The sequence below is a fragment of the Enterobacter sp. CP102 genome (assembly GCF_025152625.1).
Lineage (GTDB): Bacteria > Pseudomonadota > Gammaproteobacteria > Enterobacterales > Enterobacteriaceae > Enterobacter > Enterobacter soli.
Window position 1 is genome coordinate 3376246 of sequence record NZ_CP104014.1, and the last position, 13849, is coordinate 3390094.

Consider the following 13849-nt stretch of genomic DNA (forward strand, 5'->3'; position numbering starts at 1 on the left):
TTGCTTGATGTACATCAAGCAAAAACAAAAAAACCGGAGGTGAGACTCCGGCTTGGGTGCGGGGTTCTGCCCGGTGGCGCTGCGCTTACGCGGGCCTACGTGTAGTGTAGGTCGGGTAAGCGTTAGCGCCACCCGACAATTACAGGTTATCGCCGTTGCTCGCAATAACCTGCTGATACCACTCGAACGACTTCTTCTTACTGCGGTTCAGCGTACCGTTTCCTTCATTGTCTTTATCGACAAAGATAAAACCGTAGCGTTTTTTCATCTCGCCGGTACCGGCGGAAACCAGGTCGATACAGCCCCACGGGGTGTAACCCATCAGATCAACGCCGTCTTCCACCACCGCCTTTTTCATCTCGCTGATGTGCGCCGCAAGATAATCAATGCGGTACTGGTCGTTCACCGTACCGTCACTCTCCTGCACGTCGATTGCGCCGAAACCGTTCTCCACGATAAACAGCGGCAGCTGGTAGTGATCCCAGAACCAGTTCAGGGAATAACGCAGGCCAACCGGGTCAATCTGCCAGCCCCAGTCAGATTTTTGCACATACGGGTTAGAGACCAGGCTCTTGCTCTCGTCGTAATCCAGCTGCGGGTTATCTGCCGTGGCTTTAGTGGCGAATGACATGTAATAGCTGAAACCGATGTAATCCACGCAGCCTTGCTTCAGCGCGGCTTTATCTTCGGCGGTAATATCCAGCGCGAAGCCACGACGCTCAAAGTAGTTAAGCAGATGCTGCGGATACTTGCCGCGTACGTGCACATCGGTAAACCAGTAGCGACGGTGCATCGCATTCATCGCCATCATCATGTCGTCTGGCGCGCAGGTCAGCGGATAAATCGGACACATAGCAATCATGCAGCCAATCTGCAACGACGGGTTAATTTCGCGTCCGGCTTTTACGGCCAGCGCGCTGGCCACCAGCTCGTAGTGCGCCGCCTGGAACATCACCGGCTCGCGGTCTTCGCCCGGCTCGTACTTCAGCCCGGAGTTGGTAAACGGCGCGAAGTCTTCGTGGAAATTTGCCTGGTTGTTGATCTCGTTGAAGGTCATCCAGTACTTCACTTTATGCTGGTAGCGCTGGAAGACCACTTTTGAGAAACGCACAAAGAAATCAATCAGTTTGCGGTTACGCCAGCCGCCGTATTCAGTGACAAGATGGAAAGGCATCTCGAAGTGCGAGAGCGTGATGACCGGTTCTATGCCGTACTTCAGGCATTCGTCGAACAGGTCGTCGTAGAATTTCAGGCCAGCCTCGTTAGGCTCCAGCTCATCCCCTTTCGGGAAAATGCGCGTCCAGGCGATAGAAGTTCGGAAACATTTGAACCCCATTTCGGCAAAGAGTCGGATGTCTTCTTTATAGCGATGGTAGAAGTCGATGGCTTCATGGTTCGGGTAATTTTTTCCCTGCAATACGCCGTTGGTGATCTCACGCGGTACGCCGTGCGCGCCTGCGGTCATCACGTCGGCGACGCTAATGCCTTTGCCGCCCTCTTTCCAGCCGCCTTCCAGCTGATGTGCGGCAACCGCGCCGCCCCACAGAAAACCTTCTTTAAATCCTGGCATTCGCTTTCCCTCATTCAATGTTGCTGATTGCTGACGGATACTGCTGTCTGAAGTGGTAAACCGCGCCAATCAGGCCGGCGCTGTTGCCGTGGCTCACGACATCGACAATATCTGCGATGCCAAACCACGTAAGATGCGTGCGAAGTAAATCCATAAACCCGGGGCGCTCTGCGATACCGCCGCCGATAAAAATGGTGTGTGGATCGAAGACATTTGCCAGGTTGTAAAGCCCTGTCGCAATGCCGTTGAGGAAGTCATCGACCAGGCGATGGCAAACCACATCGCCCGCATCGTAACCATCAAAAATCGTCTCTCCAGTGACCTCCTCCAGCCCCAGGCCGTGATAGTCGGCATAGCGCTTGCGAAGCGTACGCAGGGTGCAGTTTTCATTCATGGAGTGACGGGAGACTTTTCTGGAGTCTGCGCGTTCGGTAAGCATGTAGCCGAATTCCCCGGCACGAAAACGTGCGCCGTGAACCAGCTGGCCGTTACAGAAAATCGCGCCGCCGATCCCGGTACCGATGGTCAGCACCAGAAAATTATCAGTCCCGGCCGCTTTCCCCTGCCAGCGTTCGGCCAGAAGCACGCAGTTAGCGTCATTTTCAACGGTGACCGGTAAACCCGTTTGCGCACTCAGCCACGCCTGCATCGCAAAGTTATCGAAGCGGCGGATCGCCCCGCCCATCTCGATGTATCCGGTATGGGGATTGACGTAGCCTGGCGCGCTGATGGCGATACCCTCAAGGTCCGGGTGTAACGCCACCCAATGCAGCATTTCTGAAAGGATGGCATCACCGTCGCTGTTCTTAATGGCGGCTTTATCTGTGTGCAACAACTCGCCCTGCGTTGTTGCGATGCCCATTTTTAATGCGGTGCCACCAATGTCGAATGCGGCAATATTCATGACGTTCATCCCTCCTGAATGAAACTGAAACCGGTTTCAGTTTCATGATGTTCATTCAGCAAACCGCTTGCAAGCAGATTCCCGAAACCGGTTTCATTTTCGTGAACGGAATCAAGTTTGAGCGTGAACATTCGCCACAGCAGTAAAAAAATCCCTGCTCACATTTCTGTTGCAGAATAGGCTCGCAAACGTTTGCCTGGACTGTTAGAATTGCGCCGATTTTTCTTACTAGCTATGCAATCGCGTGGGGACTTGAGCCGTGACCAACAAAACTTCTCTCAGCTACAAAGATGCCGGTGTTGATATTGACGCAGGTAATGCGCTGGTTGACCGAATCAAAGGTGTGGTGAAAAAAACCCGCCGCCCGGAAGTGATGGGTGGTCTGGGTGGATTCGGCGCACTGTGCGCGCTGCCGCAAAAATATCGTGAACCTGTTCTGGTCTCGGGTACTGACGGTGTAGGTACTAAACTGCGCCTGGCGATGGATCTTAAACGTCATGACACGATCGGTATCGATCTGGTGGCAATGTGCGTAAACGACCTGGTGGTACAGGGCGCAGAGCCGCTGTTCTTCCTTGACTACTACGCAACCGGCAAACTGGATGTGGATACCGCAGCCAGCGTGATCAACGGCATCGCCGAAGGTTGTCTGCAATCAGGCTGTTCACTGGTTGGTGGCGAAACGGCTGAAATGCCAGGGATGTACCACGGTGAAGATTATGACGTCGCTGGCTTCTGCGTCGGCGTGGTAGAAAAATCAGAAATTATCGACGGCAGCAAAGTGGCTGACGGCGATGTGCTGGTTGCGCTGGCTTCCAGCGGCCCGCATTCCAACGGTTATTCTCTGGTGCGTAAAATCCTTGAAGTCAGCGGTTGCGACCCACAAACCACTGAACTGGATGGCAAACCTCTGGCCGATCACCTGCTGGCACCGACCCGCATCTACGTGAAAAACGTGCTGGAACTTATCGAGAACGTCGACGTTCACGCGATTGCCCACCTGACCGGTGGCGGTTTCTGGGAAAACATTCCACGCGTACTGCCGGATAACACCCAGGCCGTGATCGACGAATCTTCCTGGCAGTGGCCGTCCGTATTTAACTGGCTGCAAACCGCAGGTAACGTCAGCTCTCATGAAATGTATCGCACCTTTAACTGCGGCGTGGGCATGGTCATCGCACTGCCTGCAAGCGAAGCTGATAAGGCCATTACCCTTCTGAATGAGAAAGGTGAAAACGCATGGAAAATCGGTATCATCAAAGCATCTGATTCCGAACAGCGTGTGGTCATTGAATGAAAAACATCGTGGTGCTCATTTCCGGTAACGGAAGCAATTTGCAGGCGGTCATTGACGCCTGCAAACAGAAGAAGATTAATGGCACCATACGTGCAGTTTTCAGCAACAAGGCCGATGCATTCGGCCTTGAGCGTGCCCGCGATGCAAATATCCCGGCGCACGCGCTGGAAGCCAGCCAGTTCTCGGGGCGTGAAGCCTTTGACCGCGAGCTGGTGCAAGAGATAGACGCCTACGCGCCGGATGTGGTGGTGCTGGCAGGATACATGCGTATTCTCAGCCCGGCGTTTGTTTCTCACTATTCCGGGCGTCTGCTCAATATCCACCCTTCTCTTCTGCCTAAATACCCGGGCCTGCATACCCATCGCCAGGTACTGGAAAATGGCGATGAAGAGCACGGAACGTCCGTACACTTCGTGACTGACGAACTCGACGGCGGGCCTGTTATTATACAGGCGAAGGTTCCTGTATTTGACGGCGACACCGAAGAGGATGTGACAGAGCGCGTGCAGACCCAGGAACACGCTATCTACCCGCTGGTAGTGAGCTGGTTTGTCGACGGGCGTCTGGATATGCGCGACGGCACGGCCTGGCTGGACGGCGTTCAGTTACCCCCGCAGGGCTATGCGGCGGAAGAGTAGTTTGTTATGTCGGGTGGCGCTACGCTTACCCGACCTACACATTGCATTACCCGATATTCCCTTCCCTCAACCCTCTAAAATCCCCCAGAAAAAAAATAACTGTCATACTTTTCTGGCACTGTTGGACATATCGTGGAAATGCTCGCCATAATAAGGACGAGACGGATTTACCACGTCCTGTGATTGAACTGGAGTGTGAGCTGTAATGGGTCAGGAAAAGTTATATATCGAGAAAGAGCTAAGCTGGTTAGCATTCAACGAGCGTGTCCTTCAGGAAGCGGCAGATAAAGCCAACCCGCTGATCGAGCGTATGCGTTTTTTGGGTATTTATTCCAACAACCTGGATGAATTCTATAAAGTTCGCTTTGCAGAACTGAAGCGCCGAATCATCATCAGTGAAGAGCAAGGCTTGAACTCGCACTCGCGGCATCTGCTTGGCAAAATCCAGGCCCGTGTGCTGAAAGCCGATCAGGAATTTGACGGTCTGTACAACGAACTGCTGCTGGAAATGGCACGCAACCAAATCTTCCTGATCAACGAACGTCAGCTTTCAGTTAACCAACAAAACTGGTTACGCCACTACTTCAAACAGTATCTGCGCCAGCACATTACCCCGATTCTGATTAACCGCGAAACCGACCTGGTACAGTTCCTGAAAGATGATTACACCTATCTGGCGGTTGAGATCATTCGCGGCGAATCTATTCGCTATGCGCTGCTGGAAATCCCGTCCGATAAGGTACCACGTTTTGTGAACCTGCCGCCGGAAACACCGCGCCGACGCAAGCCGATGATCCTGCTGGACAACATTCTGCGTTATTGCCTGGATGATATCTTCAAAGGCTTCTTCGATTACGATGCGTTAAACGCCTACTCGATGAAGATGACCCGTGACGCCGAATATGACCTGGTGCACGAGATGGAAGCCAGCCTGATGGAGCTGATGTCATCCAGCCTGAAACAGCGTCTGACGGCAGAGCCGGTGCGCTTCGTTTATCAGCGTGACATGCCAGACGCCATGGTTGAAATGCTGCGCGAAAAACTGACGATCTCCCGCTATGACTCCATCGTACCGGGTGGTCGCTACCACAACTTTAAAGACTTTATTGGCTTCCCGAACGTCGGCAAAGCCAACCTGGTCAACAAACCGCTGCCGCGTTTACGTCATATCTGGTTCGATAAATTCCGCAACGGTTTTGATGCCATCCGCGAACGCGATGTGCTGCTCTACTATCCGTACCACACGTTTGAACACGTGCTGGAACTGCTGCGCCAGGCCTCTTTCGACCCGAACGTACTGGCTATCAAGATCAACATCTACCGCGTGGCCAAAGATTCCCGCATCATTGATGCCATGATCCATGCTGCGCACAATGGTAAGAAAGTGACCGTGGTCGTTGAGTTGCAGGCGCGTTTCGACGAAGAAGCCAACATTCACTGGGCCCGTCGTCTGACGGAAGCGGGTGTGCACGTTATCTTCTCGGCCCCTGGTCTGAAAATTCACGCCAAGCTGTTCCTGATCTCCCGTAAAGAGGGTGACGACGTGGTGCGTTATGCCCATATCGGTACCGGTAACTTTAACGAGAAGACTGCACGAATTTATACTGACTACTCGCTCCTGACCGCCGATGCGCGCATCACCAACGAAGTGCGTCGGGTGTTTAACTTCATTGAGAACCCGTACCGCCCGGTCAGTTTCGATTATCTGCTGGTGTCGCCGCAGAACTCGCGCCGCCTGCTGTACGAGATGATCGACAAAGAGATCGCCAATGCGCAAAAAGGGTTGTCTTCCGGCATCACGCTGAAACTTAACAACCTGGTGGATAAAGGACTGGTCGACCGACTTTACGCTGCGTCCAGCTCGGGCGTACCGGTCAATCTGCTCATCCGCGGCATGTGTTCCCTGATCCCGGAACTGGAAGGTATCAGCGAAAATATCCGCGTAATCAGCATCGTTGACCGCTATCTGGAGCACGACAGGATCTACATTTTCGATAATGCGGGAGATAAACAAGTTTATCTTTCATCTGCGGACTGGATGACACGCAATATTGATTACAGAATTGAAGTAGCGGCTCCGCTGCTGGATCCCCGACTGAAGCAGCAGATCCTCGACATTATCGAGATTTTGTTTAGCGATACGGTGAAAGCACGCCATATCGATAAAGAACTCAGTAACCGCTATGTGCCGCGCGGCAACCGCCGCAAAGTGCGGTCACAGCTGGCGATTTACGACTATATCAAATCACTCGAGCAACCCGATTAACCTATGCCGATAAATGATCAGACTCCACGACCGCAGGAATTTGCCGCGGTCGATCTTGGCTCTAACAGTTTCCACATGGTCATCGCCCGTGAGGTGGATGGCGCGTTGCAGATAATCGGTCGTCTGAAGCAACGTGTACATCTGGCGGACGGTCTGGATGAGAGAAGTATGCTCAGCGAAGAAGCCATGGAGCGCGGCCTAAACTGCCTGTCTCTGTTCGCTGAACGCCTGCAAGGCTTTTCGCCCTCCAGCGTTTGTATCGTGGGAACACATACCTTGCGCCAGGCGCTGAACGCGCCGGAATTTCTTAAACGCGCTGAAAAAGTGATCCCCTACCCGATTGAAATCATCTCGGGTAATGAGGAAGCGCGTCTGATTTTCATGGGCGTGGAACACACGCAGCCCGAAAAAGGCCGCAAGCTGGTGATCGATATCGGCGGCGGCTCGACGGAGCTGGTAATTGGCGAAGACTTCGAACCCCGTCTGGTGGAAAGCCGCCGTATGGGGTGTGTCAGCTTCGCACAGATTTACTTCCCTGGCGGAGCCATCACCCGCGAAAACTTCCAGCGTGCGCGCATGGCAGCCATTCAAAAGCTGGAAACGCTCTCCTGGCAGTATCGCATTCAGGGCTGGAACGTCGCCCTTGGGGCATCCGGCAGCATCAAAGCGGCGCACGAAGTGCTGCTGGCGATGGGTGAAAAAGACGGTTTTATTACCCCGGAACGCCTGACCATGCTCACCGAAGAGGTGCTCAAGCATAAAAGCTTTAACGCGCTGAGCCTGCCCGGTCTTTCCGACGAACGTAAAGCGGTGTTTGTGCCGGGCCTGGCTATCCTGTGCGGCGTGTTTGACGCGCTGGCCATTAAGGAGCTACGTCTTTCCGATGGCGCTCTGCGTGAAGGTGTTCTGTATGAAATGGAGGGCCGCTTCCGTCATCAGGATATCCGCAGCCGCACGGCGCAAAGCCTGGCTAACCAGTACAACATTGACCGCGAACAGGCCAAACGCGTGCTGGACACCACGACCCAAATGTATGACCAGTGGCAAGAGCAGAATCCTAAGCTTGCGCATCCGCAGCTGGCCGCACTGCTGAAATGGGCCGCCATGTTGCATGAAGTAGGTCTGAATATTAATCACAGCGGAATGCATCGCCATTCGGCTTATATTCTGCAAAACAGTGATTTACCCGGCTTCAACCAGGAACAGCAGATCATGATGGCGACACTTGTGCGTTACCATCGCAAAGCCATTAAGCTCGACGAGCTGCCGCGCTTTACGCTGTTTAAGAAAAAGCAGTTCCTGCCGTTGATTCAGCTGCTGCGTTTAAGCGTGCTGCTGAATAACCAGCGCCAGGCGACCACCACACCGCCGACGCTGCGCCTGAAAACGGACGATCATCACTGGACGCTGAGCTTCCCGCATGACTGGTTTAGCCAGAATGCGCTGGTGCTGCTGGATCTGGAACGCGAGCAGCAGTACTGGGAAGCCGTGACCGGCTGGTTACTGAAAATTGAAGAAGAGAGTTCACCTGACGCGAACGTTGCGGCCTAGTGACTCAGGCGCTCTCACAGGGCGCCTTCTCTTCGAGTAATGATTCCAGCAGCACCGGTTTACCTATCAGATATCCCTGAACATAATCGATACCTAGCGCGTGCACCGCGCTACGTATCTCTTCGGTTTCCACATATTCCGCCACCACCAGCATTTTCTTCATCCGGGCCAGATGGCAAATTGACGCCACAATCTGATAATCCAGACTGTTGCTCACAATATTGCGAATAAAGCTGCCATCAATCTTCAGAATATCGGCATCAACGCTTTTCAGACGCGCATAGCTGGCGTATCCCGTACCGAAATCATCAATGGCAATACGCACGCCCATCTGCTGCAACTGCCTGAGAGTTTGCGCCGCCAGTGGCGAGTTGCCGAAGCTACTGCTTTCGGTGATTTCAAACACTAACTGCCAGGCTTCAACGCTGTACTTCCTCAGCAGGCGGCTGACCTCCAGCGGCAGTTGCGCCCGACACACCGTCGACGGTGCAAGGTTAATGGCAAAACGCTGGCCCGGCAGCCTGTCGCGATGCTCAGTGAGAAAACGCAGCGTACGTTCCAGTACCCACAGATCAACACGCGATGACAAACCAAACTCCTGAGCCACCGGCAGGAACTGATCGGGCGAAATAAGTTCACCCCGTTCATCGGGCATCCTTAGCAACACTTCATGGTAATGATCGCCGCGCAGTCCCCGCACCGGCTGGATCATCAGGGTAAACTCATCCTGCTCCAGCGCGCGCTGGAGCCGGTTCATCATCGCCACTTTGCCCTTCAGATCCCGCTGCAAATTCACGGCACCGCGCTGCTGAAGGTTTTCAGGATGGTTAGTTGATAGCGACAGGTCAGCAATGACCCCCAGTTCACCGAGAACAAGATAGAGATGATTGACCGGCGATCGGACAAAGCAGTAACTGACGCCCACCTGGGGCTGCAACGGCATTCCATCCCAGATAAACCGGAACTGTTTAATATGCTCATCCAGCGTGTCGATGCGCTGCTGATGTGACTCGGTATTCAGGCGTACGGCCAGATCGTAGCCGGTAAGATGGTAAACCCGCTCATTGGGCTGAAGCGTGCCATTAATCCACTCCGCCAGCTTTTGTTTGTACTGAATGCGCAGCAGCACGCCATAGTTACGCCCCAACACTTCCAGCTCAGGGATACGCAGCAAACAAAGCGCCGACCACGGATTTTTGGCCAGATCGCGCGACAACGCCCGCAGGTTTGGCATATGCACCACCGGGTCGAGTAGCGCCAGCCTGCGCGAGCGGATGTTAATGGCCCGCTGGCGTGTCGCCAGCATGGACATGTAAGTCACCACAAACGAAAAGACCAGATAGCTCGACGAGGTGATCGCCAGCTGCACGTCATATCCCTGGTGCAGCGGAATGTAGCGGTAATAGTAGTGAATAGACACCAGCAGCACCGGCGTCCAGATAATCGACATCAGCTTATAGCCAAACCGCATTGCGCCCCAGAGCATCACCGGCATCAGCAGCGACAAGGTGTAGTTAGTGCTGAAAATAGAGCTGTTTTCGTTCATCGGGACCAGCAGCAGAGAGAGCAAGCCGCCCAACATCACCGCCCAGATCAGGAACTCCATGACGCTGACTTTCTTATCTATCTGCCCACGTACCTGAGAGATCAACGCTCTGATGTAGCGCGGATTGCGGATCAGACGAATCAACAGATAGCTCAACGGTACGCCCGTCAGCCCGCTGACCAGCAGCGCCTGATAATTGATAAGCGTCCGGATATTCAGGGGATTCAGCCCCGCCATGCTCTGACGGCTCTCATACACCCCCAGATACACCGCGAACTGAAACAACGACAGAAACAGCGTGGCCGGGCAAATAACCTGCCAGAAAATGCGCTGCGCCATCAGGCGCACATCCCCATAGGCCGTCATATTACGTCTGGGGGTAAACACACGATACCCTCCCCAACTGAGCACCAGCGGGACGATAAAATGCAGAATACCTGCGCCGGTTTCAAACAGCCCAACCGAAGGGTAGTAGCGGAAAAAGAGCGCCAGAATAATCCCGGGGACCGCCGCCAGGCCAAAAAACAACATCATGGCCAGCAGGAAAAAGAGAGGGAGATAATAGAGCGCAGCCAGTCCATCACCCAGTTGCGAAAAGGTATTCACCACACTCAGCGACGGCAACAACAGGCTGGGTAAAATTAGCGGAAGCGCCCACCAGCGATCTTTGTTGTTTTTCAGGAAGAGGAGAATGTTCATAGATGCCCGATTAAAAACCCATTCGCTCCTGTGGGTAAATTAAGACAGGCATCCAACCTGACGAACATGCCCGCCAGTCAATCTCTGTGTGAGCATAAGGAGGAAGGATTTTAGTTCGAGGCTCAGGGAATCCGTTGACTTAAATCAAACTAATTTATTCGAATAATGCTTTCTTACGAAATTCAGCGCTAATTTTCTTTATTTTATCAAAGCAGTAAATGCATAAACCATGTTTAATAACATTAGTTAATGTAAACATTGACGGTTTTTTACACATCCCGGAATTGACCCCCTCTTCCCGCTGTGCCTTAATATCCGTATCGCCCAAAAGGGTATGCCCAGGATAAACACAGTGAGTCAGGCCACGCGTATGCACAAACGACATCGATTTAACACTCGGATGACCCGCATCATACTGCTTATTAGTTTTCTTTTTTTCTTTGGCCGCTTTGTTTATTCTTCCATTGGCGCCTGGTATCACCATCAGGACAAGATGCAATCCCAGCAAACCAGTTTGTCTGTCGAGACTTCCGAACGCTAATCCAGCGGCTTATTTTGCAGCATCCGTATAATGGCAGAGATCCCTTTGCTCAGGATTTTATCCTGGCGCATCACTACGGCCAGCTGACGATGCAAAACCGGTGTCAATGAATGCACGCTTAACCCTTCCCGATCGGCTGAGTTTTCCACCGCCATTCGCGGCACGATGCTGTATCCAAGCCCTGCACGCACCATACGTTTGATGGCCTCAATGCTCCCAAGCTGCATCACCGGCGCTATCGCGATCCCGCAGGCTTCAAACCAGCCGTCAATCAGCGCACGCGTACCGCTTCCCGATTCAAACGCAATCAGGGGCTGAGCGTGCAGCCCCCCTGGCGTCAGCACATCCCACGCGCCAGGCTGATCCTGCGAAACAATAAAGACAAACTCTTCGTTCATCACCGGCATGACTTCCAGCGCGCGCCCGCTGACAGGCAGCGTGACCAGCCCCATGTCCAGACGGTTTTCTTCAATCGCGCGGACGATATCGAGCGTGTTCCCGGTGGTGACACCCACCTTTAACAACGGATAGTCGCTTCGTAGCTGCTGCAACAGAGGGGGCAAAAGATGGATACAGGCCGTAGCCCCAGTCCCGAGCGTGATTGTACCGCTCACCTCGCGGTTAAACTCGCTGACGGAACGAATGGCCTCATCCACCACCTGTTCGATCCGCTCCCCGTGGCTCAGCAGCGCCAGTCCGGCGGCGGTGGCTTTAATGCCGCGCCCCGTGCGCTCAATTAATCGCGTCCGGAGAAATTGCTCGAGCTGGCGGATTTGCAGGCTAACCGCAGGCTGAGAAATGCCAAGCACATCCGCAGCGGCTGAAAAGCTGCCCCGCTGTACCACCAGGCGAAAAGTCGCCAGATTGCCCAGATTTAGCATCGTCATTCAAAGTTTCTCTTATACAGGTCATAAGGTCGCGAGCCTGCCTGCACAATACCGCGCCCGTTATGCTGAGGACAACTGCATTAACGGAATGAAAAATAATGGAAACACCTGTTCTGCCCCGACGCCTCTCTCTGACTGCCGGTTGTAATCAGCTCATTAACTGGGGCATCTCTTTTTATATGCCGGGCACCTTCGCGCAGGCGATTGCCCGCGACCGGGGATGGTCATCGCCGGAAATCTATCTTGGCCTGACTCTCGCCATGCTGATGATGGCCGCCGTCTCCCCTTTTGTCGCCCGCTTGCTGGCGCGCTTTGGCGGGCAACGGGTGGTGATGAGCGGGACCTTGCTGATCGCCGCAGGCTGTGTGGCAATGACATATACCTCTACCCTCGCGGGCTGGTATGCCGTCTGGCTCATCACCGGTATCGGAATGCGGCTCTCGCTGTATGACGCGCTTTTCGCCTCACTGGTAAACCTCTACGGCCAGCAGGCCCGGCGCACAATTTCCCGCGTCACCCTGGCCGGTGGTCTGGCATCCGCCGTATTTTGGCCCCTGGGCGATGCGCTGCTCAGGGTGATGAGCTGGCAGGATGCGCTTCTGGTCTATGCCCTTTTTGGCCTGCTGAGTGCCGTGCTTATCTGCCAGTTGCCTCACCACAAGCCTCTGGTTACTGCAAAAGCCAAAGCCTCTGTACCGGAAGATGACCCGCATAACGGATGGCTGTATGCGACATTTATCGCCCTTATCACTTTTGTCTCTAACGGGACTTCAACACACCTGCCGGAATTTATCGCCAGTTTTGGTCTACCGGTTGGCATTGGGATGCTGTGGGGATTTGGGCAAACTGGTGCACGGCTGATGGAAGTACTGGCGGGTACGCGCCTGACACCGTTCAGACTAACATTACTGACCTCGCTTGCCATGCCGGTCTGTTTTCTTGTCGGGTTGAGCGGGTCGATGTTCGCGTGGTGCGCCGCCGGATTTGTGCTGGGGTATGGTGCAATTAACGGGCTGGTGACGATAGTCAAAGCAACGCTGCCGCTGGAGCTGTTCAGTGCCGCAAGCTACGCCAGACGCACCGGATTATTGCTTATCCCGGGGCAGCTGATGGCGGCGGCGTCGCCCTTTGCCTATGCGTGGCTGAGTAAAACGCTCGGAATAACGGGCGCGATGTGGGTGTCGTTAAGCCTGACCCTGGCGATTGCTGCACTGGCCATCACGCTCGTGAGAAAGCAACGTCGTCAGGGCGTCCCTGCCCTGAGCGGTTAAACTACAAACCCGCCGTCAATCGTCAAACTCGCGCCCGTCATTTAGCCAGATCCCTCGCTGGCAAGCCATGCGGCAAATGTATCGCACTGTATCTCACCCACCAGGCTTACGCGGCGATACAAAAAGCCCATGAAGACAAACAGGCCTGATACATAAAAGTGGTCTCCTGTGTCTGTCGTCAGTTTTTACATTCACAGGAGACACTTGATGAAATATCACTATCTGTTACTCCCCTTTATCGCGCTCACCTCCCCTGGCTGGGCCGGACCATTAGATGGCCTCAGCGCCGCTGAGGTGAACGGCCCGGCGGCCGTTGCGCCGCTCGCACATCCACAACCGCCGGCAAAGCTGATTGTTGACCCGCCGCTTGCGGGCCCGCTAAGTAAAGGCGCGGTGTTTATTCAATACCGGGTCGAAAACCTGCGTATCGAGCCAGTATTCGGCCCGGAAGCGCTAAAGGTCACGCCGCGTATTGGCCACATTCACGTCGTTGTGGATGACGCGCCATGGCACTGGGCGGACACCAGCGGTGAGCCGGTGATCCTGGTCGGGCTACCCGCAGGTCAACATAAAGTGACCATCATCCTCGCCGATCCGACGCATAAACCCATCGACCACAAAACCATCTCGTTCACCGTACCGCCACATGCGGCAATTCATCACTTTTAAGGGGCTGAAT

11 protein-coding genes are annotated in these 13849 nt (G+C 54.1%); 7 read left to right on the top strand and 4 right to left on the bottom strand.

Annotation, left to right across the window (positions count from 1 at the left end; all coding sequences use genetic code 11):
- Nucleotides 1–139: 139 nt before the first annotated feature.
- Nucleotides 140–1570: a 6-phospho-beta-glucosidase gene (locus N1249_RS15910; RefSeq protein WP_259830969.1), complete on the bottom strand. Its 1431-nt coding sequence runs from the start codon at nucleotides 1568–1570 to the stop codon at nucleotides 140–142.
- 10 nt (nucleotides 1571–1580) lie between these two features.
- Nucleotides 1581–2474: a beta-glucoside kinase BglK gene (bglK, locus tag N1249_RS15915; RefSeq protein ID WP_259830976.1), complete on the bottom strand. Its 894-nt coding sequence runs from the start codon at nucleotides 2472–2474 to the stop codon at nucleotides 1581–1583.
- Nucleotides 2475–2733: 259 nt separating this feature from the next.
- Between bglK and purM the strand changes: the two genes are divergently transcribed.
- The 4 genes from purM to ppx all read left to right on the top strand — a co-directional run bounded on the left by purM (nucleotide 2734) and on the right by ppx (nucleotide 8226).
- Nucleotides 2734–3771, top strand: a complete 1038-nt coding sequence (gene purM / locus N1249_RS15920; RefSeq protein WP_259830978.1) for a phosphoribosylformylglycinamidine cyclo-ligase — start codon at nucleotides 2734–2736, stop codon at nucleotides 3769–3771.
- Nucleotides 3768–4409 (top strand): phosphoribosylglycinamide formyltransferase, encoded by a 642-nt coding sequence (gene purN, locus N1249_RS15925; RefSeq protein ID WP_259830980.1) that lies wholly within the window; start codon nucleotides 3768–3770, stop codon nucleotides 4407–4409. Before purM ends, purN begins: the two co-directional genes overlap by 4 nt.
- Nucleotides 4410–4614: 205 nt before the next feature.
- Nucleotides 4615–6675: a polyphosphate kinase 1 gene (gene ppk1 / locus N1249_RS15930; protein WP_259830990.1), complete on the top strand. Its 2061-nt coding sequence runs from the start codon at nucleotides 4615–4617 to the stop codon at nucleotides 6673–6675.
- 3 nt (nucleotides 6676–6678) lie between these two features.
- Complete coding sequence (gene ppx / locus N1249_RS15935) at nucleotides 6679–8226, top strand: exopolyphosphatase (protein WP_259830991.1); 1548 nt, start codon at nucleotides 6679–6681, stop codon at nucleotides 8224–8226.
- Between the two features lie 4 nt (nucleotides 8227–8230).
- On the opposite strand, the gene N1249_RS15940 is transcribed toward ppx, so the two are convergent.
- Entirely contained in the window at nucleotides 8231–10471 is a 2241-nt protein-coding gene (locus N1249_RS15940) for a sensor domain-containing phosphodiesterase (protein ID WP_259830993.1), read from the bottom strand.
- 352 nt (nucleotides 10472–10823) lie between these two features.
- On the opposite strand from N1249_RS15940, the gene N1249_RS15945 reads away from it, so the two are divergent.
- Entirely contained in the window at nucleotides 10824–11012 is a 189-nt protein-coding gene (locus tag N1249_RS15945) for a YfgG family protein (protein WP_041162103.1), read from the top strand.
- Here the strand turns inward: N1249_RS15945 and N1249_RS15950 are convergent.
- A complete protein-coding gene (locus N1249_RS15950; RefSeq protein WP_259830995.1) occupies nucleotides 11009–11899 on the bottom strand; it encodes a LysR family transcriptional regulator in 891 nt (296 codons plus the stop codon). The two genes, N1249_RS15945 and N1249_RS15950, sit on opposite strands and share 4 nt — an antisense overlap.
- 98 nt (nucleotides 11900–11997) lie before the next feature.
- On the opposite strand from N1249_RS15950, the gene N1249_RS15955 reads away from it, so the two are divergent.
- Entirely contained in the window at nucleotides 11998–13170 is a 1173-nt protein-coding gene (locus N1249_RS15955; RefSeq protein ID WP_259830997.1) for an MFS transporter, read from the top strand.
- Nucleotides 13171–13377: 207 nt separating this feature from the next.
- Nucleotides 13378–13839, top strand: coding sequence for a DUF6130 family protein (locus N1249_RS15960; RefSeq protein ID WP_259830998.1), 462 nt, complete (start codon nucleotides 13378–13380; stop codon nucleotides 13837–13839).
- Nucleotides 13840–13849: the final 10 nt, after the last annotated feature.

Excerpts from the sequence above, each read along its gene's own strand:
- N1249_RS15960 (WP_259830998.1), top strand. The coding sequence starts at position 13,378 with ATGAAATATCACTATCTGTTACTCCCCTTTATCGCGCTCACCTCCCCT.
- N1249_RS15910 (WP_259830969.1), bottom strand. The coding sequence starts at position 1,570 with ATGCCAGGATTTAAAGAAGGTTTTCTGTGGGGCGGCGCGGTTGCCGCA.
- N1249_RS15955 (WP_259830997.1), top strand. The coding sequence starts at position 11,998 with ATGGAAACACCTGTTCTGCCCCGACGCCTCTCTCTGACTGCCGGTTGT.
- bglK (WP_259830976.1), bottom strand. The coding sequence starts at position 2,474 with ATGAATATTGCCGCATTCGACATTGGTGGCACCGCATTAAAAATGGGC.
- N1249_RS15940 (WP_259830993.1), bottom strand. The coding sequence starts at position 10,471 with ATGAACATTCTCCTCTTCCTGAAAAACAACAAAGATCGCTGGTGGGCG.
- N1249_RS15950 (WP_259830995.1), bottom strand. The coding sequence starts at position 11,899 with ATGACGATGCTAAATCTGGGCAATCTGGCGACTTTTCGCCTGGTGGTA.
- ppx (WP_259830991.1), top strand. The coding sequence starts at position 6,679 with ATGCCGATAAATGATCAGACTCCACGACCGCAGGAATTTGCCGCGGTC.
- ppk1 (WP_259830990.1), top strand. The coding sequence starts at position 4,615 with ATGGGTCAGGAAAAGTTATATATCGAGAAAGAGCTAAGCTGGTTAGCA.
- purN (WP_259830980.1), top strand. The coding sequence starts at position 3,768 with ATGAAAAACATCGTGGTGCTCATTTCCGGTAACGGAAGCAATTTGCAG.